Source organism: Streptomyces sp. NPDC050564, from assembly GCF_044457265.1.
Lineage (GTDB): Bacteria > Actinomycetota > Actinomycetes > Streptomycetales > Streptomycetaceae > Streptomyces.
Genome location: NZ_JBITGS010000012.1, coordinates 117831 through 141903 on the forward strand (window position 1 = coordinate 117831; position 24073 = coordinate 141903).

At 64.6% G+C, this 24073-nt stretch carries 26 protein-coding genes and 1 tRNA gene; 6 read left to right on the forward strand and 21 right to left on the reverse strand.

Going from position 1 to position 24073, the window contains the following annotated elements; translation table 11 throughout:
• Nucleotides 1-65 precede the first annotated feature (65 nt).
• The 8 genes from ACIBK0_RS20525 to ACIBK0_RS20560 form a co-directional block, all read right to left on the reverse strand.
• Complete coding sequence (locus ACIBK0_RS20525; protein ID WP_399081621.1) at nucleotides 66-392, reverse strand: SpdD-like protein; 327 nt, start codon at nucleotides 390-392, stop codon at nucleotides 66-68.
• A gap of 24 nt (nucleotides 393-416) precedes the next feature.
• Entirely contained in the window at nucleotides 417-572 is a 156-nt protein-coding gene (locus ACIBK0_RS20530) for a hypothetical protein (RefSeq protein ID WP_399081623.1), read from the reverse strand.
• A 22-nt stretch (nucleotides 573-594) separates the two neighbouring features.
• A complete protein-coding gene (locus ACIBK0_RS20535) occupies nucleotides 595-786 on the reverse strand; it encodes a mobile element transfer protein (protein WP_399081625.1) in 192 nt (63 codons plus the stop codon).
• A 20-nt stretch (nucleotides 787-806) separates the two neighbouring features.
• Complete coding sequence (locus ACIBK0_RS20540; protein ID WP_399081627.1) at nucleotides 807-1451, reverse strand: DUF2637 domain-containing protein; 645 nt, start codon at nucleotides 1449-1451, stop codon at nucleotides 807-809.
• A gap of 74 nt (nucleotides 1452-1525) precedes the next feature.
• The gene (locus tag ACIBK0_RS20545) at nucleotides 1526-1720 is read right to left on the reverse strand and encodes a hypothetical protein (RefSeq protein WP_399081629.1); all 195 of its coding nucleotides are present in this window, start codon (nucleotides 1718-1720) and stop codon (nucleotides 1526-1528) included.
• Nucleotides 1721-1722: 2 nt separating this feature from the next.
• A complete protein-coding gene (locus ACIBK0_RS20550; RefSeq protein WP_399081631.1) occupies nucleotides 1723-1929 on the reverse strand; it encodes a hypothetical protein in 207 nt (68 codons plus the stop codon).
• Nucleotides 1930-2013: 84 nt separating this feature from the next.
• Entirely contained in the window at nucleotides 2014-3351 is a 1338-nt protein-coding gene (locus ACIBK0_RS20555; protein ID WP_399081633.1) for an FtsK/SpoIIIE domain-containing protein, read from the reverse strand.
• Between the two features lie 2 nt (nucleotides 3352-3353).
• A complete protein-coding gene (locus tag ACIBK0_RS20560) occupies nucleotides 3354-3698 on the reverse strand; it encodes a hypothetical protein (RefSeq protein WP_399081635.1) in 345 nt (114 codons plus the stop codon).
• A 158-nt stretch (nucleotides 3699-3856) separates the two neighbouring features.
• Between ACIBK0_RS20560 and ACIBK0_RS20565 the strand changes: the two genes are divergently transcribed.
• Nucleotides 3857-4588 carry an XRE family transcriptional regulator gene (locus ACIBK0_RS20565; RefSeq protein WP_399081637.1) on the forward strand — a complete coding sequence of 244 codons (732 nt, stop codon included), beginning with the start codon at nucleotides 3857-3859 and terminating at the stop codon, nucleotides 4586-4588.
• Nucleotides 4589-4627: 39 nt separating this feature from the next.
• On the forward strand, nucleotides 4628-5098 hold the full coding sequence (locus tag ACIBK0_RS20570; protein WP_399081639.1) for an NUDIX hydrolase: 471 nt from the start codon (nucleotides 4628-4630) through the stop codon (nucleotides 5096-5098).
• On the opposite strand, the gene ACIBK0_RS20575 is transcribed toward ACIBK0_RS20570, so the two are convergent.
• The 9 genes from ACIBK0_RS20575 to ACIBK0_RS20615 form a co-directional block, all read right to left on the reverse strand.
• Nucleotides 5086-5646, reverse strand: a complete 561-nt coding sequence (locus ACIBK0_RS20575; protein WP_399081641.1) for an HD domain-containing protein — start codon at nucleotides 5644-5646, stop codon at nucleotides 5086-5088. The genes ACIBK0_RS20570 and ACIBK0_RS20575 overlap by 13 nt on opposite strands.
• Before the next feature lie 865 nt (nucleotides 5647-6511).
• A complete protein-coding gene (locus ACIBK0_RS20580; protein WP_399081643.1) occupies nucleotides 6512-7066 on the reverse strand; it encodes a hypothetical protein in 555 nt (184 codons plus the stop codon).
• Nucleotides 7067-7363: 297 nt separating this feature from the next.
• Nucleotides 7364-7660, reverse strand: coding sequence for a DUF6188 family protein (locus ACIBK0_RS20585; RefSeq protein WP_399081645.1), 297 nt, complete (start codon nucleotides 7658-7660; stop codon nucleotides 7364-7366).
• A 1498-nt stretch (nucleotides 7661-9158) separates the two neighbouring features.
• Entirely contained in the window at nucleotides 9159-9647 is a 489-nt protein-coding gene (locus tag ACIBK0_RS20590) for a protein-export chaperone SecB (protein WP_399081647.1), read from the reverse strand.
• Between the two features lie 2 nt (nucleotides 9648-9649).
• Nucleotides 9650-10108, reverse strand: coding sequence for a helix-turn-helix domain-containing protein (locus ACIBK0_RS20595; protein WP_399081649.1), 459 nt, complete (start codon nucleotides 10106-10108; stop codon nucleotides 9650-9652).
• A gap of 15 nt (nucleotides 10109-10123) precedes the next feature.
• Entirely contained in the window at nucleotides 10124-10579 is a 456-nt protein-coding gene (locus tag ACIBK0_RS20600; protein WP_399081651.1) for a type II toxin-antitoxin system RelE/ParE family toxin, read from the reverse strand.
• 463 nt (nucleotides 10580-11042) lie between these two features.
• On the reverse strand, nucleotides 11043-11390 hold the full coding sequence (locus ACIBK0_RS20605) for a hypothetical protein (RefSeq protein WP_399081653.1): 348 nt from the start codon (nucleotides 11388-11390) through the stop codon (nucleotides 11043-11045).
• Between the two features lie 190 nt (nucleotides 11391-11580).
• The gene (locus ACIBK0_RS20610; RefSeq protein WP_399081655.1) at nucleotides 11581-11958 is read right to left on the reverse strand and encodes a DUF732 domain-containing protein; all 378 of its coding nucleotides are present in this window, start codon (nucleotides 11956-11958) and stop codon (nucleotides 11581-11583) included.
• Between the two features lie 203 nt (nucleotides 11959-12161).
• Nucleotides 12162-15122, reverse strand: coding sequence for an ATP-dependent helicase (locus tag ACIBK0_RS20615; protein ID WP_399081657.1), 2961 nt, complete (start codon nucleotides 15120-15122; stop codon nucleotides 12162-12164).
• Between the two features lie 427 nt (nucleotides 15123-15549).
• Here ACIBK0_RS20615 and ACIBK0_RS20620 point away from each other — a divergent pair, with 427 nt between their 5' ends.
• Nucleotides 15550-16851 carry a restriction endonuclease gene (locus tag ACIBK0_RS20620; protein ID WP_399081659.1) on the forward strand — a complete coding sequence of 434 codons (1302 nt, stop codon included), beginning with the start codon at nucleotides 15550-15552 and terminating at the stop codon, nucleotides 16849-16851.
• A gap of 35 nt (nucleotides 16852-16886) precedes the next feature.
• Nucleotides 16887-16984, forward strand: a tRNA-Arg gene (locus tag ACIBK0_RS20625).
• Between the two features lie 431 nt (nucleotides 16985-17415).
• Here the strand turns inward: ACIBK0_RS20625 and ACIBK0_RS20630 are convergent.
• Nucleotides 17416-18687 (reverse strand): PP2C family protein-serine/threonine phosphatase, encoded by a 1272-nt coding sequence (locus tag ACIBK0_RS20630; protein ID WP_399081661.1) that lies wholly within the window; start codon nucleotides 18685-18687, stop codon nucleotides 17416-17418.
• Nucleotides 18688-19758: 1071 nt separating this feature from the next.
• Between ACIBK0_RS20630 and ACIBK0_RS20635 the strand changes: the two genes are divergently transcribed.
• The gene (locus ACIBK0_RS20635) at nucleotides 19759-19974 is read left to right on the forward strand and encodes a LexA family protein (protein ID WP_399081663.1); all 216 of its coding nucleotides are present in this window, start codon (nucleotides 19759-19761) and stop codon (nucleotides 19972-19974) included.
• Between the two features lie 326 nt (nucleotides 19975-20300).
• Here ACIBK0_RS20635 and ACIBK0_RS20640 read toward each other — a convergent pair whose 3' ends face one another.
• The gene (locus ACIBK0_RS20640; RefSeq protein ID WP_399081665.1) at nucleotides 20301-20510 is read right to left on the reverse strand and encodes a hypothetical protein; all 210 of its coding nucleotides are present in this window, start codon (nucleotides 20508-20510) and stop codon (nucleotides 20301-20303) included.
• An 817-nt stretch (nucleotides 20511-21327) separates the two neighbouring features.
• Here ACIBK0_RS20640 and ACIBK0_RS20645 point away from each other — a divergent pair.
• Nucleotides 21328-22506, forward strand: a complete 1179-nt coding sequence (locus ACIBK0_RS20645) for a CapA family protein (protein WP_399081667.1) — start codon at nucleotides 21328-21330, stop codon at nucleotides 22504-22506.
• A 573-nt stretch (nucleotides 22507-23079) separates the two neighbouring features.
• Here ACIBK0_RS20645 and ACIBK0_RS20650 read toward each other — a convergent pair.
• Both ACIBK0_RS20650 and ACIBK0_RS20655 read right to left on the reverse strand, forming a co-directional pair.
• On the reverse strand, nucleotides 23080-23205 hold the full coding sequence (locus tag ACIBK0_RS20650) for a hypothetical protein (RefSeq protein WP_399081669.1): 126 nt from the start codon (nucleotides 23203-23205) through the stop codon (nucleotides 23080-23082).
• Between the two features lie 44 nt (nucleotides 23206-23249).
• Nucleotides 23250-24011: an SDR family NAD(P)-dependent oxidoreductase gene (locus ACIBK0_RS20655; protein ID WP_399081671.1), complete on the reverse strand. Its 762-nt coding sequence runs from the start codon at nucleotides 24009-24011 to the stop codon at nucleotides 23250-23252.
• Nucleotides 24012-24073: the final 62 nt, after the last annotated feature.

Below are 24073 nucleotides of genomic sequence, written 5' to 3' on the forward strand. Positions count from 1 at the left end.
ATCGGGTAGGGGCACGGCGCCCGGAGCGGACGAAGTTTGGCGACAGAGGCCGCTCCGGGGGCCGGTCAGCGCTGCTTGGCCTGGGTGGTCACCAGAGAGCGGATGACCACGGCGCAGATCGCGACAGAGACGCCGGTGATGGCGACCGCGAGCAGCAGCGACACGAGGACCGCGCCGACGATGAGGACCACGGCCGTTCCGCCGCCGACGACGGTGAGCAGGGCGCCGGGGCTGAGCTGGACGGTGGGCCGGCACGGCGCCGGGGCAGGGGCCTGGTGCGGGCAGGCGCAGGCGGTCGCCGGCGTGTGGTGCTGTTCGATCGTGGTCGGGGTGACCACGGGCACCGGCTGTGCGGTCGGGGTCGGGTTGACCGGGATGCGGGGCTGGAACACGGCTGAACTCCCTTCTGAAGTCGGTTACTTGGTGGCGGTGTCGATGGCGGGGGCAAGGAAGCTGTCGGCCAGCAGGTAGCCGCCGATCAGCAGGACCAGGACGAGCCAGAGCGGTGGGCGGACGAGCTTGATGCCGACCCATCCGATGCAGGCGATGAACAGCCACAACGGCACGGACATGAGCTGATCTCCTCTCTTCGGGTCAGCGGACGCGGCAGCGGTGGCCCTGCGCAGCGACCATGGCGGCGGAGACTTCCTCGTACTCGGCCGACCAGCCGCAGTCCTCGGCGGCGCAGGCGGCGACGTAGGCGATCTGTCCGCGGCGTCCGTGTGCGGTGCCGACGGTGACGTGTCCGACGCGGCGCAGTTCGCGGAAAATCTGGTAGATGCCCATGGGTAGTACTCCTTTTGAGGTCAGGTGAGTTGGGCGGCGATCGCATCCGCCATCGGGGCGGGGACGCCGAGGCGGGCGCGCAGGGTGTCGGTGTCGATACGGGAACCGGTACGGGCCTGGTGGTCATCGGCGACCTTCCGGGCATGGGCCACCAGCGCGGCCGGAACGGGCGGACCCGGGTCGGCGGCGGACAGAGCCGGAGTGTCCTCGGCAGCGGCCGGAGGTACGGCCTGCGGCTCGGGGGCGGGGTCCGACCTGGAGGCGCGGGCGGTGGGCGCCGACGGAACCGGTACTCGGTCCTCGGCGGCGTTCGAGTGGGCGAGGAGGGTGCCGCCGAGGAAGGCGAGCGCGGGCCAGCCGGCGACGCCGAACCGCAGCCAGGCCGGGGGGTGTTGAAGGTCGAGAAATCCGGCGGTGGCGACGTTGGCGCCGAGCGAGGCGACCAGCGCGATCAGGAACCAGGACCAGGCCAGCCGCGAGGGACCGGAGTTGCGCAGCCGACGCCACGCGGCGACCAGGAGCAGGTCAACCGAGATCGGGTAGGCCCATGCCTTCCAGCCGTCTTGCCCGGCGGCTGCGGCCAGGTCGTGCAGGTGGGCGAAGGACAGGGCGCCGGCAATCACGGCCTGTACGAGGACAGCGTCCGGGCGGATCGAGCGCGTCATGTCTTCACCTCCTTTGCGGGGTGGAGCCAGGGCGGGGCGGGGATCAGGTCCGGCCGCCCCGTCCTGAACGGGTTTCAGTCGGTAGGGGCTTCGCCGCTGCCCCAGCAGGTGGTGCACAGGGCGGCTTGCTGATCGGTGGTGGCGCGGCTCTTGCGGACGCCGACACGGACGGTCTCTGTGATCTCGCCCTTGCCGTCGCAGTCCGGGCACTTCGCCGGTTCCGGCTTGGCACTCTTGCGGCGGGCGGTGGGCTTCTTCGCAGTAGCCACGCTCACCACCCCTCGCCGGGGTACTCGGGGCCCTCGTTGAGGTCGTAGCCGGGCGGGAAGATGCCGGGCGGCGGTTCCGGCAAGGACGCGGCCAGGCAGGGGCCCACGGCATCGATGAACGCCTGGTCGGCGCCGGTCTGGTCGGCGTAGACGGCCAGCGAGCCGAGCATCAGCACGGTGCGGTGGAAGTCCTCGCAGTGGTCGCACATGAGACGCGTTCTCCTTCTTCGGGCATGGCTCGGGTAGGGACGTGGCGCGAGTCGGTCGCGCCGGCCGGTGATGCGGGGATGAGGTCAGGCGGCTTCGGCCACCGCGGGCGCCTCGACGGGCGCGAGATCAACCAGGGGTTTGAAGCGGGCCAGTTCCGGCAGATCCGGAGCCAGATCGGCGTGCCGGTTGCAGGCGGAGACGGCTTGGCGCATGGAGGTGTGCGGGGTGCGGATGCGGACCCATTCGCCGGTGGAGTAGCCGACGACCGCCATGCCGCGGCGGGTATTGGGAATCTGCGTCGCGGCGAACACCGCGTGCGGAGAGATGTCGCCGAACGCCATCTTCGCGGTCGATTCGTCGTTGACGCGGTGCACCGTCCGGCCGGTCAACTGGGCGCGCAGCATGGTGATGCCGTCGCCGAGTTCGGAACCGAAACGTTGCCCGTAAATGTCGAGGAAGATGCCGGCGGCGCGGCCGAGCTGCGCCAGGCGGACCAGGGCAGTGATGATCCGGTCCCGGCGGGGGTCGTTCCTCTTGGTGCTCAGGACGAGTTCGGCGATCTCGTCGATGGTGACCACGATCGGCACCGGGCGCAGCTCTTCGGGCAGGTCCCAGATGTTCGCGGCGATCTCCGCGTCCGGGGTGTCCGCGCTGATCTGCTGCTCCCGGCGGATGGCGTCGTAGGTGCCCTCCATGCGGGACAGCAGGGCTTCGAGCAGATCGGCCGCATCGTCCTGGTTGTCCGCCAGGGCGGAAAAACGGCGGGCGAACGGGCCAAGTTCGAGCTTCTTGCAGTCGATGCCGACCAGCGCGACCGGCTGCGCGGCGAGTTCTTTGATCACGGTGCGCTGGAAGACGGACTTGCCCGACTGGGTAGCGCCGACCGTCACCGAGTGGGGGATCTCGCGGTAGTCGCGGTAGTGGACGGTGCCGTCCTCCACCAGCGCGACCGGGATCCTCAACAGACCGCGGTCAGTCCTGGCCGGCATCTGCACGTGCCTGAGCACGTCGTAGCCGGTCAGCGTGATCTCGACGACGCTGGGCTTCACTTCGCGGGAGGTGACCTGATGGACAGCGAAGGAGTGGCGCAGCCGGTCGGCTGCGGCGGAGAACTCGAACGCGTCCTGTCCGGGCCGCATCTTGATCCGCAGCCGGATCCCGGTCCGGGTCGGCTTGAGCCATAGCAGGTGGGGCACCCGCTGGCGGGGGATCTGCCACTTGAACATCCGCGCCACCGCGAGCCGGAAGCGGGAGGCCGGCACCGTGAGGTGGCAGGCGTCCATGACCGAGGCGTAGCGGAAGCGGATGCGGAGCGCGGCGAGCAGGATGCCGAAGGTTAGCCAGTACCAGGCGGGGCGGCGCCACTTCAGCAGCAGCGCCAGCCCGACCACGACCGCGAGAGCGATCAGTATCCGGCCCATGATCAGGCCGCCTTCGGCTTCGAGGCCATCTCGGCGAGCGAGGTCACGGCAACCGCGCGGTACGAGATGCCGTGCCCGAAGTCGTTCTCCCACGGGCGGGCCATCAGACCCGGCAGCTCCACCGGCATACCGGGGACCAGGTCCGGCTGAATGCCGTCCTCGGCGACCATGATGGTCACCGCGTCCGGTCGACCGTCCACGATCACGGCCACGTTGACGTTGTAGAGCACCTTGCCCGACTGCTTGTCCACGGCGATCTCACCGGTCTCCCGGTTCTTGACCTTCTTCTCGGGGACCTGGATCAGCATGACCGTCATCGCGGCCGTGTCGACAGGGATCTGACGCATCGTCTGTTCTCCTGATCTTGGAGGGAGTTGAACCCGCCATCGGCGGTGAGATCAGGAAACCGCGAGGGATAGTGGACGCATCACGGTCCGCATGGACGTTTGGGGACGTCTGAGGTACCGTCAAAACGTCCCTGATACGTCCCGGGAGAGGGCACGTCATGGCGAACGAGCGTCTGCGCGCGGCGATTTCGGCAAAGGGCGAGACGATCCAGTCCGTGGCTCAACACGTCGGGATCGACCCGAAGAGCGTGGAGCGTTGGATCACGACCAGCCGCACTCCGCACCGTGGCCACCGTTGGAAGGCAGCGAGTTTCCTTGGCGTCGACGAGGTCTACCTCTGGCCCACCGTCGAGAAGCAGGCAGAGACGGCGAGCACGTCCGAGCTGATCAACTACTACCCGCACCGGGGCGCCGTTCCGGCGGCGCTGTGGCCGTCACTGTTCGAGAAGGCCACAAGTCAGGTCGACATCCTCGTGTATGCCGGGCTGTTCCTCTTCGACGGACATCCCGACCTGCCCGAGCTGCTGGGCGAAAAAGCCAACGCCGGAACTCAGGTGCGCATCCTGTTGGGCGACCCGGACTCAGACATGGTGCGCCAGAGGGGCGAAGAGGAAGGCATCGGCGACGGTCTGGCCGCCCGCGCCCGGATAACCCGCAGCTACCTTCAACCAGTCGCCAAGACACCGGGCCTAGAGATCAAGCTGCATGACACGATCCTCTACAACTCGATCTATCGGTTCGACGACGACGTGTTGGTGAACCCGCACGTCCTCGGAGCGCCCGCCGGGCAGAACCCAGTCCTGCACTTCCGCTACATCCCCGGCGCCCGGACCTTCCGGCACTACATGCGCAGCTTCGACTACGCATGGGACCGTGGACGGTCCGTATAGCCCCTACGGTCCGGCGGCCGGCCGTGCGACGCTGGACGCATGGCTCGCATCGACTACTTCAACGATCCGACCGCCCCGAAGGCGAACAGCATCGTCCCCTCAGTGACCGCCGTGGCCCTCAACGAGGCCGGGGAAGTCCTGTTGATCCACAAGACGGACAACGATCTGTGGGCGCTACCCGGCGGCGGGGTCGATGTCGGTGAATCGGTCGCCGATGCGGCCGTACGAGAGACCAAGGAAGAGACCGGGTTCGACATCGAGGTGACCGGCCTGGTCGGCCTATACACCAACCCCGCACACGTCATGGCGTACGACGATGGCGAGGTTCGCCAACAGTTCTCGATCTGCTTCACGGCGCGCATCGTCGGCGGCGAGCTGCGGACGAGCAGCGAGAGCAAGGAAGTGGCGTTCGTCGACCCGAGCAAGCTGGATGAGCTGAACATCCATCCATCCATGCGGATGCGGATCAATCACAGCTTGGCCAGCCGGCCGAAGCCCTACATCGGCTGACCACCGAGACGGACACGCGTCCGCTCGACAGCAGCGCCGAGATACGGCCGCGCCTTGCTGATCGCGGTGTGCACTTCGCTGCCCGGCTCGTACCGCTCCAGGATCTCATCAATACGTTGATCAAAGTCGAAGGGCTGTCCGGCCGGCCCGGTCGTCATGTCGGCGTAGATCAGCGCATCCATGAGCGGGGAGTCCTCACGCTCGTACACGGCCAACTCGTCAGTGAGGCCGCGCTGCTCCGCCTCGTACACGGCGCCAGAGTGATGAGCGACCAGCCGCACAAGCCGCATCGGCGCACCAAGCCGTTCCAGATGACGGGCGCCATCGACGGGGTGGAACCCCGTGTCTCGCAACTCCGGGGCGTAGCCGATGTCATGTAGCCAGGCGGCGGCGACGAGGAGATCACGATCCGCTTCGGTTACGGCCGCAGATGCCTCACGCGCACGGCCCGCCACCGCCTGAGTGTGCAACCAGCGGTTCCCGAGCGATGGCAACAGAGACTCGGCCAGCTCGGCCGCACCCTGAGGCGTGTCCAGTGCAGAAGGCATGAACCGCACGGTAGCCCAGCCGAGCGGGTTGCCGACAGCCCGGCACCGGACGTTCCGGATCATGACGCGGACAGACTTTCCCTACATCATCAAGGCTCGCTGCGCTCGCTCGTCCGGCGACCGACGGCGCTTGTCGATCATCGCCAACCCGACCGCCGCACACTCCGCCCAAGCGCATCAACGGCCGCTTGTGGCCCGCATGCCACCGCCACCACGATCCGGCCTCGGGAGGGGAAGGATCAACAGCAGCTAGACCCCAACGCCCCGCTTCAGGGGCCACGCCGCACCCCTTTCCACCCGGTTGCCTACACCAGTAGGTCGGATCAACCGAGGGCCGCGCAAGCGCGGCGGCGCCGGCCGGTCGCCGCCGCGCCGCCTCAATGTCTTCGCCACCGGCCGCACGTCGCCGCCCGTCCGTCGCCGCACACAGCGGCCATATCCCAACACGGGCACGGGGACGAGCCGTGATCCCCAACAGTGCAGCTCAAAGACGCTTTGCATTTCCGGAAGAGGCCGGATCGCGGTGGCGGTGGCATGCGGGTCGACGATGCCAGATGCGTGGACGTTCGTACGGCCCACTGATCCCGCACCAGGCCACCGGCCGGACGGCGAGCGCGGCTATGAGAGGGGAGAACCCCGCTGTGGCTGGGGCGGTCGGCTCCACGACTTTAGCCAGCCACTTTGGCGCGAGCCTCGAAGATCATGGCCCCAACGTCGTGCTTTACCGGGCAGGTCCACAGACTGCCCGACGCGCCGGAAGCTTACGGGGCCATGATCACTCGCGCCAAAGCAGCTCCCGGCCAAAGTCGCTACGCCGACCTCGGGATAGCCCACGCGGCCCTCACATCAAGATCAATCTGCGTCTCTAGCCGGACGTCAGATGTCCGCCCACGGCTCTTCTGGCCCGATCGACAAGTTGCTCCATTTGTTTGGTGCGGCGCCTCAAGAACTGTGCCCAATCGGCGGAATCGCGTATGTGCAGCTCTTCACCTCCTTGGCTCCCCTCCAAGTACTCCTTGAGCGCGTCCCATTCCGCCCATGTCGAGCCAGCTATCAACCTCGCAGCTTCAGCAACTTCGGGCGGCCCTTCAAGGTCGATGATGTGCATCGTCTTCCAGAGCTGATCCGCATGTTCCGTCAGTTGGCGCACTGCAGGTTCAGCAGGGGAGGGCAACGGCTCCATCCACAACTGATCCATGAAGCGGTGAGCCTCAGACAGTTGGTCAAGGAAACGTACGTAAACATCACGCCTCACCTCACGATGCCGCGCGAGGCGTTCGTCAAGTCGCCCCTCCCGTGCCTGTTCCCTCTGGCTCGTCGCCTGGGCGAGTGCCGCCCTATACGTGAAGGCACCAGCCAATCCACCGGCCGTAACGGTAGACAAAGCAGTGATCAGGGCTACAGCGACAACATCGTTCATGCCCGCAGTGTGCCGTCTGATCATCCGCAGAGTCGGTGCAGTACAGCACAGATGTACAGCAACCGTGGCCACCGTAGGTGACCGTCCAAAGTCGCCAACACCGTCGTGACCAGGCCGGATGACCTCAGTGACCCTCACGCCAGTAGGCCGGCGAGAGCGCCTTGACTCGGTCATTGCAGCTCCGCCAACCTCTCGCGGTAACTCCGCCCTGTGGTCGTCAGCGCTCCCAGTTGTCCCACCACCAGGGCCGACCGTGATCGGGTCCACTCCGTGCCCGGACAGATGCCAGGACTCGAACTACGGGTCTGGGCCGATCCAGAGCCCGGAACCGTCTTGAAAGCCGATGGCCAAAACACCGTGCTCACTGACATCTACCGAGGTGAGCGACTGACCGAACAGGGCTAGAACGGGGGCGAGGCTCACACCTACGCCAGGGTCCATCTCATGCCAGGCACCAGCAGTGTCCTGGAACAGAAACGGTGTCTCCAGCACCAGGTCGGCATCCAGGCGGTAGCCCTCGTCTGGGTCAAGGCCGCCGAGACTCAGCCGCACTTGGTGATCGAAGGCTATGCGCTCCACCCGGGCACCGATCAAGGCGGTAGGAACCTTCACCCCGCCCCCCACATCCACCGGCTACAGACCACGCTCGATGGCGCTTGACTCACCCATTGACACTCCGCCGACCGCGTGGCCACGAAAAGGCCGTCTGGGTGTCCGGAGCCTGTCGCCCTCTATGACTCTACCGAGGGCGCGCTGAGGAGAAGACTAGAATTTTCCTGAGCCTATTTCGCATAACATGTTACATAGAAAGCGGCATGTTCCGGATCGGTGTTAACCGCGTACGCCCTTCTGGACCCATAGGTCCACCTGCACGCTTCGTCCCAAGTGAGCTCACCCTTTTCTGTTATGGGCTTCGTAGACCCATCGGCGCTCACACATTTCCAGTCCCCGACCTTGTCAACCTCGTTCGGGTAGTTGGATCTCAGGAATCCCTTGGACCTACAGTAGTCCCCCGTGTCCACGCCCCCAAGCTGCGTTGGCGTCCGGTCCTCCCCAGAGTTTCTACCAGCTGCGACAAGCAGGAAGATTCCGAATCCGCAGAACAAGAGCACTGTCGCCGAAATTACTATCTTTCCCCTCCGGCCGGGATGGGGCCGAATTTCGAAATAGGTCAAGATGGGGACAATGGTCCCGCCGATTAGCAGCAGCACACCTACGACGGATTGCATGTCAGACCTCTACACTGCTGAGATCGAACTCTTACGCCTTGCCCGCTGCAAATCGTTCCCATAGTTGAATGCCTGGCGGATTTCAGCCACCAGTGCTGCTCCCGAAGTGTCGCTCGCCTTCACGGATCAACCGTATGCCTGGCGAGTCTCCCGCGCGACTGGGCTCGCAGCAGACAGCGATGAACGGCCCCGCTTGCTCTCAGCCGTTCCACCGCCTGGATGTCCTGGGGAGTCAAGTGCGCCAAGGGCAACGCTGTACAGCAGCGGAGTACAGCAACTACCGCGATCGCAACCACCCGTCACTGATCTCGGCCAACCGGCTGACCAGCTCAGCAGACCCTCAGTAACTGCCTCGCCCGTAGTTCGCATCGAGATGGTCACTGCAAGCCTCATCAACGGCCGGCGCATCCTCAGGAGTTGAAGCCAACCCAGTATTCGTCGTGACTAAACGCGAAGTCACCCGGACGCTCTAGCCGCAGTGCCTCTTAACGGACAGCAAGAACGTCTAGAGCTCACGGAGCGTCTTTAGGCCGCGGATGAATCTGCTTGGCGAGGACCTGTTGTCTGCAACCAAGGTTTGCTGCCGCGGACTACTCGATATGAGGCCGCTCCCGATCGAGCAGGGCGCCCCGGTCTACAGCGGGTACACACGGACACGCAAGACAACGGCCCCCGACCGATTTTCTTGGTCAGGGGCCGTCAAGCCTGTGCGGTGAGTGTGGAGTTTGAACCCACAGTGACTCGCGCCAGGACAGTTTTCAAAATCGTTCAAGTCTTGACTCGTCCATCAAAGACTCCGCCAACCTCGCGGTTTGCATCAGCACCAGCTCCCTCGAGGCGACCGAGTGGTCCACTAGCTGGAACTAGGCATAGTCCTCATCACTCGTACGCTTTCTAATCTCTTCCTCACTCAACAACCGGAACAGGTCTTTACTGTCCAAGTTGTCCAGGAACAGTCCAGGAAACCCAAGGTCGGAACTGACCCTGTGAACCAACTCGCGAACGTATGGGTGCAACGTCGCAAGGACGATTACATCTCCGTATGTCGATGCCATGTCGACCGTGACATCGTCTAGTTCATGTTCGTAGCCAGCCTGGAAAGCACATGAGATGCGGAAGACCTCCTGCTCTTCCGCCAAAGCCGTCACCTCGTACTGAACCTCGAAGGTGATGGTCTTCACCCCGACCGAAACATTCGGAGTCAATTCCGCGACGACATCATAGGGAGGCTCAAGCTTACGATTAATCACCTTCGCCTCAAGTGAATTCAATCGAATGCCGAGCAAGTTTGCGGACTCGTGCAGGGTGGACGCCAGACGCAACGATTCCGTGAATTCAGCAGGAGTCTGCATTTCTAGCGATTCACACCCTCACGCCGGAGCGAGTAAACGGCTGACGACCACACAGCACTCTCACTGAAGGTTGCATCGGCTTCGTCCGTAGACCATGCCACAGCCGTACCACCGGACTCTCGGTGAACAGCACCAACCGCATATGCGCTGCTAAAGCGCCAGTCCCCGCCATCATCCCTGAGGCGAACGTCCAGCCGACAACCTATCGACCTGGCATAGCGTTGCATTGTCGAGAGACGCAGATCAGTTCCCCCCGCTTCAAGCTCAGATACTGCGGACTGAGTTGTCTCCATCCTCTGAGCCACGGTGGCCTGACTGAGCTTACGCGCCTTCCTCCGGGCAACCATGCGGCGGAGAAGCGAACTCCGAGTACGCGCATCATCGAAGGCAGCCTCAAATTCGGGATTTACCAGCTCTTCCTCGATAAGAAGATCGAGGTCGTCCAGTTCGTCTCGATTCATGACACTCCTTAGAGTCTAGTCGCGTGTTTCCCAGTCCTTCAGTCGCTCGATCGCTAGATCTTTGGCTGCCTTAGGGAGCTTTCTATCTTTCTTGTTGATCACATGAAGCGCAAGGAGCACGTGATCATGACTGCCTACCGGAGAATAGAGAACCCGGTACGTGCAATCAGAAAAGAAAACTCGGACGGCAAAAATCCCATTACCGACCGACTCTTGCTCGTAAGGCATGTGTTCCTGCCTCACGACGCGCTTCATGGCATCAAGAATAGCCGCACGGGCCCCCACCCCAAGGCTCTTAAGATCCTCTCGCACAACATCTTTGTCGTTACGGGTCTTATAGAACCGCCATCGTCGACTGGTCAGACTGCCCCCTCCCGCGGACGCGACCCAACACCACGGAAGAGGTTGCACGACGGCGTGAACCCCAACCTTCGGTTGCGTAAGGGAAGTGTAGCTGTGAGTTACCTCCACGGAAGGGGCTTGTTGACTCTTTCGAGAGTATCGGCTAGGACCGATAGCTGCAAGCTACAGAGCGTTGATTTTCCCGCACTTAGAGTGGGCACCACTCGTGTGAGTGATCACGGAGGATCATGTCGACCGCGAACCTCCTGGTCGCACCGTTACAGCCCCGCTCAGCGGGCGGCGCACAAGACCCAAGGGGGCGAGGCTGCTACAGATCAGGGGGTAAGCCCATGAACCATTTGTGGACTAGTGGCCGCCAAGTGTCCAACTAGCAGTCCATGATCTGCGTGTACGTCTGGACCGAAGGGTCCTCCGGAGCGATTGCAATACGGCTGGGAAGCGCGTCAACTAAGCCGACGTCGACGATCCCATCCCCACTCGACCAGCCGAACAGACCCCAGCGCCCCTCCCTCATGGTTGCATCGAGGATCGCACCGATGGGGTTGACTGCAGTCATTGAGATTCCGCCGGCCTAGATCCAAACCGACCAGGCGCCTGCAACCGTAGCGAGCCCAAGACCAGCACCGGCGAGCCAAGCCGGGCCGCGTAGATCATCTATTGCCTGTTCCCATACAAGCCGCTGCGCCCACTCGTAGGTATAAGCGAGACGGCCCATGTTGAAGGCAGGTTCGCGAACTGCCCTCATCGCAGCCGACGGATCATCGTAGGTGCCCTCAGACGCTTGGATGATCTGATCGATTGCAGTGAGGTCGTCCACAAGACTCTTGTAGTCCCGACGGAGAGCGACACTTCCCCAGATGACTGCAACCAGCGGCAGGAGGCCCCCAAGGACGGTCACCAGGGTCAACGTCAGCTTCATGGCCGGACCTTAGCCCCACCACGCAGATCGCGGCAGCGATCACACAAACCCGCGCCCTCGCGTGCCCGATCAGTCGGGATTTGAACCTACGGTGATCCCCGCCATTACGCCTTTCACGATTGTTTGGGCAGTGGCTAGCCGAACGAGGCTCCGTCGATCCCGACCCGCTCGACCAGGAGAAGCACAGACGTCATTCGTCACACAGGTGCGCCTTAGCAGCATCCATGACTTCGCTCTTGTACAGGCCCAACCAGATTGGATCTTGACTCTCAAGATAATTCAGAATGCTGTTCTCTGATTGGCCGTCTTTAAGTTTGCCGCAGATGCCGTAGCCGATCTCTGTCATCTGCCGTTGGCCAGCCTTGTCTACCAGGTCAGATGGCAGGTCAGCGACGTAGTCTGCGTTCCGCTCCTCATAGCTCTTGGTTGGCTTCGAAGCCGCAGACCGCGTCGGCTTGCTGTCGCCGGTGCCGTTGTCGCCACCGCACGCGGTACCTCCCACGAGCAGGGCAGCAACCACTCCAACCCACAACGTCCGGTTTCTGCGCATACCCATGAGAGTGCTCACAGATGTGAGCCTAGTGCGCCACGACGCTCCGCATACAAGAATCAACTCGATCTGACTCACGGCCAGTTGTCGCCCCCGAGGAGCGTGCCAAAGCGCCTTTCGACGACTTACGCGCTGATAGTGGGCCACAGATACCGATTCACCCCGCACTGGGGGCGTACGCCATGCTCAACGTACGCCCCCGGGTTTGATGGGTCGTCTACCTACTGCTTGGGCCCTGTTCGTGAGAAGGCGCTTACTTGCAGGAATCGCTTGCCCCCGGTGCCGTCTGGCAGGTGTAGAGCCGGCGGCTCGTCATCTGTGGTGAACGGCTCCAGCTTCTGGGCACAGATTTGGGCGAAGTCGCAGGTGCGGCATTTCGAGGCGGAGCCACGCTGAGGGAAGTCCCCCTCGGTGATCCGGCCGACAGCCCACTCGACATTGGTGACGGCGGCATCGACCGCATCCGGATCGACGGGCACATTGACTCGCTGTCCGTCCTTGAGGAGGTGGACAGCACCTGTTCGGGCGTTGACTCCGTGGACCAAGTCGGCACCTCGGCCGTACAACTGTACTTGGAGAGAGAGGTCCTCCCAGTTCAGATCCGGATTGTTGGTTGGATCGTCCCCACCCTCCATGGTCTTGAAGTCGATCACCGAGGCCTCGTGGATCTGGTCAGAGTCATCGAGGCTGAGTAGAAGATCGATGGCCCCGGAGATCACGGCGCCTGTTACAGGCACCTCGAAGGGCAGTTCCACCTGACGCTTGCGTTCGAAATCGGTGCCGTACTTGTCCGCATAGTCGGAGACGATGTCGGAGGACTTCTGTTGCGCTCGCTCGTAGGCGCCCGGTCGGTTGACAGGGTCTGAGCTGGGCGCGACATGCTTGAGGTGGAAGAGGTTCTCGGCGATTGCCCGGGCTTCCTCTGCGCTAGGCGCCTTGTCCTTATAGGTCTGGTGCAGCTTCCCCACCGCGGCGTGCACGGCTCGGCCGAAGCCGAAGAGTTCGGGGATGGGCGGAGAGAAGCCGTTCACGACGCTCAGCTTGTACGCCTGGGGGCATCGCATGAACGTGTGGATTTGCGAGTAGGTCGTTGGCAGTACGGACTCGTCGCCTCGCCGGCGAGGTGTTGCCGGTCCGGGCGTCACCCGTGGTGGAGCGGCCGGGTCCAAGAGGTCTCGCCGGATTTCGGAGTGTGTCAGCCGGGCAGAGTACGGTGAGACCTTTGTGAGCCTCTTGCCGCCAGGAAGCTGCGCTGAACCGGTGACGTACAGGTAACGCTCGGCTCGGGTGATCGCCGTATAGAAGAGGCGTGCCTGATCCGGTGCTCCTGTTTGGTAGGAGCCGTTGTCGAGTGCTTGGCGGATCAGGGTCTCCGGGATCCATCCGTCGTAGCTTCGGCGTCGTCCCGGGAAGCGGCCCCCTTCGACGTCGACCACGAAGACCACCGGGAATTCAAGGCCCTTGGCCTTGTGGACGGTCGAGACCGTCACGGCGTCGGGCCTGGCCATCATCTGGTTGTCGGTCTCGTAGCCGTCGCCGGCTACGTTGGCCAGGAAGTTGAGGAGTTCGCCGAAACGCTGGCTGCCGTCGATGGACACGTACACCGTTTCGATGTCCTGGAGGATGCGGCTGAAGGTGCCCAAGTCCGCCATGACTCCGTCGTTGAAACCGCTGTTCGCGACGTTGAGTGCAGCAAGCAGGTCGTGCAGCAGCTGCTGTGGAAAGAGGCGTTGCCGTGGGACGCCCGGTGCGAGTGGGGTGTGGATGCGGCGTCCCCAGTCGGCAAACAGGCGCTTGAGTTGAGCCAGATCTGCGTGAGGGAAGGCCGGTTGCAGCTCCGTGTGGAAGAGGTGCTCAACTTGTGTGCGGTCGGGCGAAGCGTTGCGCATCAGCTCAAATGCGCTGCGCACGGCGGCTGGCTGGACTCGGTCGAAGAGCTGCCCGCCGGCGTTCAGGTCGTAAGTGATGTTGCGTGCGTCGAGGGCGCGAATGTAGGCGGTGTGTCGCTTAGTGTCGTCCTGCTCTGGCTGCTCGGTCGAACGCATGAGGATCGCGAAGTCCGCCGGAGTCAGGCCTCGGATCGTGCCGTCAGACTCCTCATACTCCGTACCGAGCAATTCGCTGATGCGTTCCGCTACGAACTCCGCCTCTGCTGGACGGTCAGGAAAGCTCAGGACGCCGAATTCACGCGGGTCGCGGTTGGCGTGCGCTTTAAGTTGCTTCGGCAGGCGGGAGGCGCCCAGTTCCTGAGCTGCGAAGTCACTTGCCGTTTCGACGATTGCGGGAGTGGAGCGGAAGTTGGTCAGCAGCTTGTGGACCGTTGCGTTCGGGTAGCGCCGGTCGAACTCCAGGATGTTGTTAACGTCCGCGCCACGCCACCCGTAGATGGCCTGATCGTCGTCTCCCACGACGAACAACGTGTCCGAGTTCTCGTGCATGAGCCCGATCAGGCGCTCTTGGACGACGTTGACGTCCTGATACTCGTCGACAAGTACGTGGCGGAGAGGTGCCAGCGCCTGCACTGCGCCTGGTTCACCTGCTTCCAGGGCCTCCACCACGAGTCGCTGCATCAGCGAAAAGTCGATGAAGTTGTCTTGCTCCATGTGCGCACGCAGCCGCTCCAGGGCCTCCCCCAGCGTGGGCTCCTCGGCAGCGATCTGGGCCGGGTCGAGCAGTTCGTCGTTCATCATCTGCCAGGCGCGGCTGAGCTGCTTCAGGGTGTCGAAGTAGCCCCTCGGCGCCCCCTTCGCCGTGGCGTGTTCGTTGCGCAGGGGATTGATGTTGAGCTTGGGATAGCGGGAGATGAGATAGACGAGGAACTGCATCTCATCCAGCACGTCGAACTGGCGATAGCGGGCATCCATGTCGCCCAGGACTCGGCGACACCAAGCGTGGATGGTCCCGATGTACATGCCGCCGACCAGGAGGGGGTCCAACCCGCACACCTGCAAGGCCGATGCCACCCGCGTCTTGATCTGGTCACCCGCCTTGTCGGTGAAGGTGAAGGCCACGATTGCTTCCGGAGCGGCCCCGGTAGCAACCTGATGGGCCACCCTTCCCGCAAGGGTTCGAGACTTACCCGATCCCGCGCCAGCAAGTGCGAGAACCTCGTGCTCGGGCGCGACGGCGGCTGCGTACTGCTCCGACGTGAGCCAACTGCCGAGCGCCTGCTCTGCGTCCACTCTCCTGCTCCCCTCCTGGAGTTCCAACTCGTACTGACACACTGCCAGGCAGGTCTGACAATTGCCCCTGACGTGCAGAAACCACTTCTGGCGCAGGCAGGACTCTGCTATGCGCATCGTGGGCAGACCTGGGCCCGAGTCGGAGCATGCGGATAGGCGTTGTTGAGTTCGACCCCAACTAGCGTTCAGGCGGCTTGAGTCGAGATCACGGAACTGCCGATGATGCATGACACTCGGCAAGTGTCGAGACCACCGACGTCAAGACATGCAGGTCAGAGGTTTCCCAACCATGCAGTAAACGTTTCATGCCTGACGACCCCTTGGTTCCTCTACTAAGGAGCTAGGCCTCTGCGACCAGGCACTGTCAGCGGTCGCCACTACTGTCGGTAGAAGATCGTCCGGTCTGGTCACATGGGGAGGTCCAACTGTGGGAGGCACATTGCGAGTCGGGCAGGTCTTTCGCTACGCGAGCGGCAAAGACCCGAAGCCGCCGACGTTGGATGGCTTCCCGAACTTCCATCACGTGACGCACTCATCAGGTCTCAAGCGGGCGCTCCTGGAGGCTGGCATCAACGGGATGGCCAAGGTCAACGCTCCTGACGGTGTCCGGCGTCCGTCGATCCTGATCCGGTCGAGTCCGTGGAAAGCCGGAACCGAACAGACGCCGTGGCACGACGTGTTCGACATGGACAACGGCCACATCCGCTACTTCGGTGATCACAAGGCTGGCCTCAGCACTGCACCCGGTACAACCACCGGCAACGCTGCACTGTTGGATGCCTTCGCCGGTCATCAAGGGCATACCCCGGAGGAACGCGCTGCTGCCACACCCCTGCTCCTGTTTCGCGCCGTTTCTCGAAATGGCAAACCGAAGGGGCACGTGGAGTTCTGCGGAGTAGGCGTCATCGAGCGGGCCGAGCGACTGGTGCAATGGGGCGGACGCGAGCACACGACGTTCGTCAACTACGTCTACGACATCGCTCTCATCGACCTGACCGCCGAAGACGACGCGGTCGCCTGGGCGTGGATCCACGCTCGCAGAGACAAGGACATGCCTCACTCCCAGGCCCTCGAACTGGCACCACGAGCATGGCGTGAATGGGTCAAGCACGGCAGCTCAGCCCTGCCGAGACTCCGCCGGCGAGTCGCCCGAGCCAAAGTCACCAAAGTACGGGACCAACGCCCCCAGCCCGGCAGCACTGATGCCGCGGACCTGGAATTGGTCCACAAGTACTTCGACGGACGCAAGCACGATTTCGAGGCGTTGGCCGCTGCCGTGGCGGCGCGTGTGCTTCGCGCGGGCGGACACAGTTACCTCGACGGCTGGTTGACTCGCCGCTCCGGCGATGGCGGAGCCGATTTCGTCGGACGGCTCGACCTGGGCAGTGGGTTGGCTGGCACGAGTCTCGTGGTGCTCGGGCAGGCCAAGTGCATCAAACCCGACACCCTCATCACAGCCGAGCAGATCGCTCGCGTAGTTGCACGGCTCCGTCGAGGATGGATCGGCGTCTACGTGACGACCGGGGCCTACTCGGAACCGGCTCAGACAGAGATGGTGGAGGATCAGTACCCGATCGTCCTCATCAACGGCATGGATCTGGTCCGCGAACTTCGGAGCATGGCTCGCGACGATCACGGCGGCGACCTGTCGGCGTGCATCGAGCACGTCCTTAGTGGCCAGGAGACCGCCGTCACCAACCGGCGCCCCGAAGAGATCCTGCTCCAGTAGTCGTCCACATAGGTGTGGACAGTACGCGGACGCGGAGAGGACACGAGACGGAACGCGGGCTTCTGACTTGCGCAAACCTCGTCAGTCACACCGGCCTCCGGAGCCGTGTGCGCAGGTTCGAATCCTGCCGGGGGCACTTCGCTTCAACCAGCCAGATCGTGCGGTTGACCAGCGCAGATGCCAAGCATGAAGAGCGGGATCCAGTCTCACTGGGTCCCGCTCTTTGTCGTTGGTTCGCACTGATCGCAATAGAACTGCGATAGGGCAGCCCGGGCGTCTCGCAGCGGCGCCCGGACAGCGCGAGGGCGCCCAAACGACATGAGCGCACCACGGATTCGCTCCCGTGCGCCCTAGGTGTATTGATCACGAGCGTTGTTGACACGAACGGGCCTTGATCATGGCGAAGACCTCCGGTGGTGTGGTGGAGCTGTCTAGGAACACACCGCACGGAGATCTTCGTGTCCCACCGTAGGCAGGCGGCTGCTGGTCGAACGTGTCTGCTCGGGCCGTCCGGTCGCCCATGTGGCCGCCGAGATGGGCATCTCGCGCGCAACCGCCCACAAGTTAGCGATGGCCGGTGTAGGGGGAGTTGGGGGCAGGCCAGTCCAGGCACAGAACGGTGGCGTCGTCGCGTGGGTCGTGGTTCGAGAGTTCCAGGACGGTTTCGGTGAAGAGGCGTACGGCGTCGCGTGGGTGCCAGTCGCTGGTCTGCTGAATCAGGTCGCTCAGGTCGGCTTCGGTTCCGTGGGGCTCCAGCATGCCGTCGGTGAGCAGGATCAGCCGGTCGCCTTGGCGCAGGTCGAGGCTCTGTAGGCGGTAGCCCGGGTTCGGGGTGACGCCGAAAGGCAGGTCGGCCAGGGGGGTGATCTCCTCGACCTGCCCGTCGCGCAGACGCAACGGCCAGACGTGGCCGGCGTTGACGAAGGTTGTCTGGCCGGTGTCGAGACTGACGCGCAGCAGTTGACCGGTGGCCATGACCTGGCCACCGTGCCGGATGATGGCCTGGCGTACCCGTTCCGAAGGGTCCGCGAACGCCTGGTGCGCTCGGTCTGCGTAGTCCGCGACGGCCTGGTGGGCTTCCTGGGCCTGGTCGAGGAGGCTGCCGCCCGCCCGGCGAGCGTTGCGCAGGGCTCCCACCACCATGGTCGCCACCAGCGCCGCCTGTACGTCGTGCCCCATGGCGTCGGTGAGAGACAGGTGCAGGGCATGACGGTCGAGTGTGTAGTCGAACGTGTCCCCGCCGATGTCGGCAGCTGGTTCCAGTGCTCCCGCGACGATGAACCGGCCGGTCTCGCAGGTGAAGGAGTCGGGAAGCAGACGGTGCTGGATCTCGGCGGCCAGCGACAGACGTGTGGTGCGCCGGCCCCATTCGTACAGATCGGTGAAGCGCCGGTTGGTGATCACCACGTAGGCGAGCACATGGGTGGCTTCGACAATGCGCTGCATCGTCTGGCGGTCGGGGCGGACGGGCACCGTCAGCTCCAGCAGACCAATCGCATCCCCGCGGTCGGACACCGGCGCGATGACCTGGATCGGGCCCGGTCCGCCTTTGCCCTCCCGCTCGCCGCTCGTCACGCGTACTTGCTGGGAACGGACCACTTGCTCGTAATCCGAGCCGCGCAGCTGGATCGGTCGCGGATGCTCCGGCCCGCCCTCCGCAGGGGCCCCGGTCAGCCGTACGACGGCCTTGCCGCCGTGGTCCGTGATCAGAAAGGACACCTCGGTCGCGGCAAGTTTTCCGGCCAGCAGCTGGGCCAGCACGGAGACGGCCATCTCCGGGGGTGCCGACTCCACTGATGTCAACAACTCGCCCAACCACGCCCGCTCATCTGCCACGCGGCGCACCTCCTCGGCGACCTCAGCCGACCAGTCGACCGGCCCCCGGTCAGGACCGCTTGGGACGGCACATCCATCACCGATCGAAGATGTTTGCCCTGATATGCGGAGAATATCCTCCTTGTGGTGCTAATGGTCGCAGCGTGGCGACCCCGAGTCGGCCAGGGGGCCCTCGACTCACCAAGCGCTTGGCGCAGGTTCGAGTCCCGCTGTCCTGTGCCCGCGAACCTTGACTGTTTGCCATCGAAGTCTGAGCGGTGGGGACCAGGCGCCCTCCGGCGAGCTGAGGATGTACCCAGGCGTGACGGCCCGGTCTACCTGACGGGGCCTTCATCTTCTCCTGGCTGTTCGTCATGCATGTCCAGGGTGGCCTCTCGGGTGTACTGAGGGCGCTCTGGGGGTGGGGCCACCCTAGGGACCATGAGTTCGGTGAGGAGCCTGCTCAGGTCATCCGTGGACAGCGCCAGGCCCAGGGTCTGCACGATGCGCAGAGCACAGTCCCGGATGGACTGAGCATCCTTCTCGGGCGCCGCCGTGCTCCTGATCTCGTCACACACTCGGCTGAACTGCTCAGCGCTGATCGTTGGGCGACTTACCGGTTGCGCCATGGTGCGCTCCTCCTGGAAGAGCGGGCCGTTTCCACCCGCTCCTCCAGGAAGCGCTGCGCCCACCCCAACGGCAACTGGAGAGAGCCAGCAAGACGCTCGACCAGAGCCGCTCAGACTCGTTGGCACGCGCTCAAAGCGCGCTGTCACAGGGACACCCGCCGGGGCCGCGCCAGAAGCCCTCAGAACGCGCCCTCACGCAAGTGATCGAACACATGATTGAATCCGAGGTATGGGCGCACAGGACGTTCCCACCCGAGTTGATGCAGACCCAGCGCAACTGGAACCGCACCTATGAAGCCCTCGCCCAGCAACCTCCTCAGACCACAGCGCGGCGCAGACGCTTGCAGGAGCTTTCCAGCCGGCTTGCCTCCCATCCGTACTGGCGCTCACAGACTGGTCGATCGCCAGCGGCCAAGGTGGAACTGCGTCGGCAGGTCCGGTCACGGGAGGAAGGGAAAGCGTCGTGAACGATCACCTAACCGAGCGCCAGGAACGCATCCTGAAGTGCATCAGAGACTGGATCGCCCAGCGCGGAGAAACGCCCCCGGTAAGGGAAATCGGCCAGGCTGTTGGCCTGTCGATGTGGCATACCAGCTCGACAGGATGGAACAGCTTGGGGTCATTGACCGGAGCGTGCGCCGTGCGAGAGGCCGAGGCATCTCGTCGCCGCGATAGTTGACGCGTCAGGTCTCAACGGGCATGGTCCGGAGGCGCATAACGGACCTCGGGGCGAGCCGCGCGCGGGTACCCGACACACCTCCGACACAGTCTGTGTCGTTGGCGCCCTCTGACGGACTCCGCCGCAGGTCAGAGAACTCTGGCCAAGACGGCCAACGCAACGGTCACACCCGCGATCACCTAACCTCGCTTCTCACGCGGTGCTCACTACGAGTCTCCCCCCAACGCATGAGCGCCCTTCCCGGCCGTCTGTTGGGGCCGTGGAAGGGCGCTCCATTGTGAGCAACGTCGACAACTGCCGACAGCTCAGCAGCGGGAGGCCATCGATCAGAAGGAGACGGAGACGCCGGCCTGGTGGTACTGGCCGGCGGCGCCCAGGGCCTCGCTCTTGACTGCGTCGACCTGAGCCAGAATGTCCGAGTCGCTGACCGCCGTGGGTCCGGCGATGACGCCGACGTGCGGGCTCAGGCCGCCGGAGACGTTGTCCAGCTCAGCATCGGAGATCTCAACGGTCTGAACCTGGGGAGCGGAGTTCATGGTGGGACTTCCCTTCGTATGAACGTTCTGCAAGGGGGGAGCGGCCCGTGTGGGGACAAACGGCGAGCCGCAGCCGCAGGCGCGCGACGTCCAGTTACGGGAACCTTCGTACGGCCCTGGCGGCGCAAAGGATCAAATCACGGAGCACGCCGAGCATCCAGTCAAACGGCATTCCCGCCGGGGCAGTTGAACGCGCGGGCTACGCATTCGTGCAGACCCGAACACGAATTGAGGGCAGCTTCTCTACAAGCTGCACGGGTTGGAGGATGACTGGTGCCCCCGCGGCGTTTCCGATTTGACACTCCGCACCGACCGAGCGTCATCCGGCATGCTCTTGTGCAGATCCGACGCCCCCCGTGTAGCGGTTGCGCATTCGATGTTCAGATTCAGGGCGTGGGCGTTCGGGATGCCCCGCATGTCCTGTCGCGTCGGCGAAGGGCGGAGGCCCCCAGGTCACCACGGGCCAATGACCACCCAGACCGTGAGGTGATCGAGTGCAGCGGCCGGAGGGACAGCGGACTGCAAAACGCCGGCACCCACGACGGACGTGCCGGACACGTGCCAGGTCGTGCGGGGAACCACGGGAGCGCGTACTGCCGCGATTCCTCCCACACTCGCCGGTGGGTGGAAGGGCCGACCACTCCCCCGCGTTCGTTGCCGAACGTGTGCCCTTCCTTGGCGGTCCCGAACTCCTTCAGATGGGCCCGGTGCCGCGAGGCGGCGCGGATGGCGTCGAGCGCGAACGGGAGCGGCGTCGGGAACACGCCGGTGGATGACCCTGCGTGAAGGATGGGTGCCTGCTTCGTAGCATGAGCCGATGATCACGTCCGACGGACAGCGTCCTCAGCAGCGGCACGAGCGGCAGAAGGCGGTGCGCCGTCACCGCCTGTTCGCCCTCGGCCTGGTCGGGACCGGTGTGGTGGCCGTTGCGGCGTTCGTGTTCCGTGTCGGCTCCGAGGGCGCAGTCTCCATCGGCTCCGCCCGGGCCCCCCTACGGACGACCGGGATCACGGCGTCCGGTGCGCCGGCGCCGCCGCGCCCTGCCGGCAATGTGCGGATCGCTGCCGTGGGGGACATCGTGATGGGTTCGCTGCCGGACGACCTGCCGCCGGATGGCGGCGCCTCGTTCTTCGACCCTGTCGACGATCTGCTCGCCGGCGATGTGGTGCTCGGGAACCTGGAGGGCACACTCACCACCGGCGGTTCCAGTAAGTGCGACGACATAGAGGGCCCCAACTGCTTCGCGTTCCGCGCCCCGCCGTCCTACGCCCGCTGGTTCAAGAAGGCCGGGTTCACGGTCATGAACACGGCGAACAATCACATCGACGACTTCGGGGCGGAGGGGCGGAGCGAGACGTTCGCCGCGCTGCACTCCGTGAACCTGCCGTTCACCGGCCGCCTGGGCCAGATCACCATCCAGCGGGTACACGGTATCCGGGTCGCGCTGATCGGGTTCGCTCCCGACCGAGGGGCGAGCGACCTCACGAACATCCCCGCCGCAAAACGGCTCACCGCCCGCGCCGCAAAGATGGCGGACATCGTGATCGTCACGATGCACGCCGGCGCGGAGGGCTCGGACCGCACCCATGTGGAGCCCGGCACCGAGTACTTCCTCGGCGAGAACCGCGGCGACAGCTACCGTTTCAGCCGTGCGGTGATCGACTCCGGCGCCGATCTCGTCGTGGGCAGCGGCCCGCACGTGATACGGGGAATGGAGTTCTACAAGGGCCGGCTGATCGCCTACAGCCTGGGCAACTTCACCGGCTACAAGGTGCTCAGCCTCGGCGGCACACTCTCAACCAGCGGCGTGCTGCAAGTCACCCTCCGCGCCGACGGCACCTACGTGTCCGGGCGCCTGCGCCCGACCCAGATCGTGGAGCCAGGCACGCCGGAGCAGGGCGGCGAGGCAATCGACCTCGTCTCCAGCGTGTCGGAGGAGGACTTCGGCTCGCACGCCGCCCACATCTCGGCGGACGGGACGATCCAGCGCCCGTAGTTGGGCGCCGTAGACGGCTGCCTCGCCGAGACCGGCCTGAGCATCAGACCCGCATGAGGCCTGAGCATCAGACCCGCATGACCTGTGCGACACCACGATCTCAACCTCAGTAACAGACCGAGTCGCCCTGTTGAAGGTCACCGCGCACTGATCGCGTGTGAGTGGCGTGTGAGCCAACGGACGGTGCGCGCAAGCCGCTAGTACACAACAGCTCAGGGGCCCTGTGGAGTGATCCGCCAGGGCCCCTGGCCTGCGCATACCGGTCTGTCCGCCCGGGATCGGTTCTTTAGGCAGTCGCCGGCACTCGTCTGGATCTGAGTGCAGTGAAGTGCGCCCAGACGATGACGAACGCGAGGATCAACTCCAGGGCGCCGAAAGAGAGGAATTCTGCCGGCCGACTGGGCAGGCCGTTCAGAGAGATGGAGAGCACCCGCCCGAGGGCCCCGAGGAAGATCGGGGCGGCAAGGAAGTAGATGAGGACCCCCTGCGAGCGGATCGTTCCCGCCTTCCCAGAAGAACAGGGGCGCCCAGCCGATGTAGACGCCTGCCATGAAGCGTGCACGTGGTCCGCGGTCACATCGTCCCCGGGGCTCCCTGCACCAGTTGCAGCCCGGCACCGGCGATGATGACGGCAGTTGTCAGCAGCAGGCAGACACGGACGATGGTCTGGGCTCTGGTGAGAGGGGCATTGGCAGCCATGGCGACTCCTTGTTTGTCGCGCGGTTGAGCACGGGACTTGGTGTTCAGACCTGCTCGGTGGGACGTACGAGCAGCTCGGCGACGGCCACGTGGCGGGGGCGCGTGACGATGTAGCCGACGGTGTCGGCGATGTCCTGGCTCTGCAGCCGCTCGATGTCGCCCAGGGAGGCCGCGATGTGCTGCTGGACGGCCGCCGGGTTATGCGCGCGCAGTTCGGTGTCGACGCTGCCCGGCTCAACGATGGACACGCGGACGTGCCGGCCTGCCAGTTCCTGGCGCAGCGACTCGCTGAAGGCGCCGACGCCGAACTTGGTGGCGCAGTACACGGCGGACATCGCGAAGGCGCCGCGGCCGGCGAGTGAACCGATGTTCACGATGTCGGCGACCTGACGCGGTGCCTCGGCGGCCGCCTTGACCAGGTGCGGGACGGCGGCGTGGGTGCTGTACATCAGGCCCATGAGGTTGATGTCGATCATGCGACGCCAGTCGTTCAGGTCCGCGCCGGGGGCGGGCCCGAGCAGCATGAGGCCGGCGTTGTTGACCAGGGTGTCCAGGCGGCCGAGGCCCTCGACGGTCCGCTCGACCGCTTCCGCGGCGGCCTGCGCGTCGGTGATGTCCGCGGGCACGACCAGGGCCTTTCCGCCGGCGCCCGCGATTTCCGCGGCGAGGTCGGTGAGCCGGTCCTCGCGCCGGCCGACCAGGGCCACGGAGGCGCCCTCGCGGGAAAGCTCCAACGCGGTGGCGTGGCCGATACCGCTGGAGGCTCCGGTGACCAGGGCGACGGTTCCTTCAAGACGACGAGTCATGGTTCAAGCCTTTCGATGAACGGCCACGTTGCTGCGGGCCGCACGGGATGGAGTAGGACGGC

Coding starts and splice junctions, on each gene's coding strand:
- ACIBK0_RS20640 (WP_399081665.1), bottom strand. CDS start 20,510: ATGAACTCCGCTCCCCAGGTTCAGACCGTTGAGATCTCCGATGCTGAG.
- ACIBK0_RS20605 (WP_399081653.1), bottom strand. CDS start 11,390: ATGAAGCTGACGTTGACCCTGGTGACCGTCCTTGGGGGCCTCCTGCCG.
- ACIBK0_RS20535 (WP_399081625.1), bottom strand. CDS start 786: ATGGGCATCTACCAGATTTTCCGCGAACTGCGCCGCGTCGGACACGTC.
- ACIBK0_RS20590 (WP_399081647.1), bottom strand. CDS start 9,647: ATGCAGACTCCTGCTGAATTCACGGAATCGTTGCGTCTGGCGTCCACC.
- ACIBK0_RS20570 (WP_399081639.1), top strand. CDS start 4,628: ATGGCTCGCATCGACTACTTCAACGATCCGACCGCCCCGAAGGCGAAC.
- ACIBK0_RS20595 (WP_399081649.1), bottom strand. CDS start 10,108: ATGAATCGAGACGAACTGGACGACCTCGATCTTCTTATCGAGGAAGAG.
- ACIBK0_RS20550 (WP_399081631.1), bottom strand. CDS start 1,929: ATGTGCGACCACTGCGAGGACTTCCACCGCACCGTGCTGATGCTCGGC.
- ACIBK0_RS20540 (WP_399081627.1), bottom strand. CDS start 1,451: ATGACGCGCTCGATCCGCCCGGACGCTGTCCTCGTACAGGCCGTGATT.
- ACIBK0_RS20580 (WP_399081643.1), bottom strand. CDS start 7,066: ATGAACGATGTTGTCGCTGTAGCCCTGATCACTGCTTTGTCTACCGTT.
- ACIBK0_RS20655 (WP_399081671.1), bottom strand. CDS start 24,011: ATGACTCGTCGTCTTGAAGGAACCGTCGCCCTGGTCACCGGAGCCTCC.
- ACIBK0_RS20530 (WP_399081623.1), bottom strand. CDS start 572: ATGTCCGTGCCGTTGTGGCTGTTCATCGCCTGCATCGGATGGGTCGGC.
- ACIBK0_RS20650 (WP_399081669.1), bottom strand. CDS start 23,205: ATGGCTGCCAATGCCCCTCTCACCAGAGCCCAGACCATCGTCCGTGTC.
- ACIBK0_RS20575 (WP_399081641.1), bottom strand. CDS start 5,646: ATGCCTTCTGCACTGGACACGCCTCAGGGTGCGGCCGAGCTGGCCGAG.
- ACIBK0_RS20560 (WP_399081635.1), bottom strand. CDS start 3,698: ATGCGTCAGATCCCTGTCGACACGGCCGCGATGACGGTCATGCTGATC.
- ACIBK0_RS20565 (WP_399081637.1), top strand. CDS start 3,857: ATGGCGAACGAGCGTCTGCGCGCGGCGATTTCGGCAAAGGGCGAGACG.
- ACIBK0_RS20645 (WP_399081667.1), top strand. CDS start 21,328: ATGATCACGTCCGACGGACAGCGTCCTCAGCAGCGGCACGAGCGGCAG.
- ACIBK0_RS20555 (WP_399081633.1), bottom strand. CDS start 3,351: ATGGGCCGGATACTGATCGCTCTCGCGGTCGTGGTCGGGCTGGCGCTG.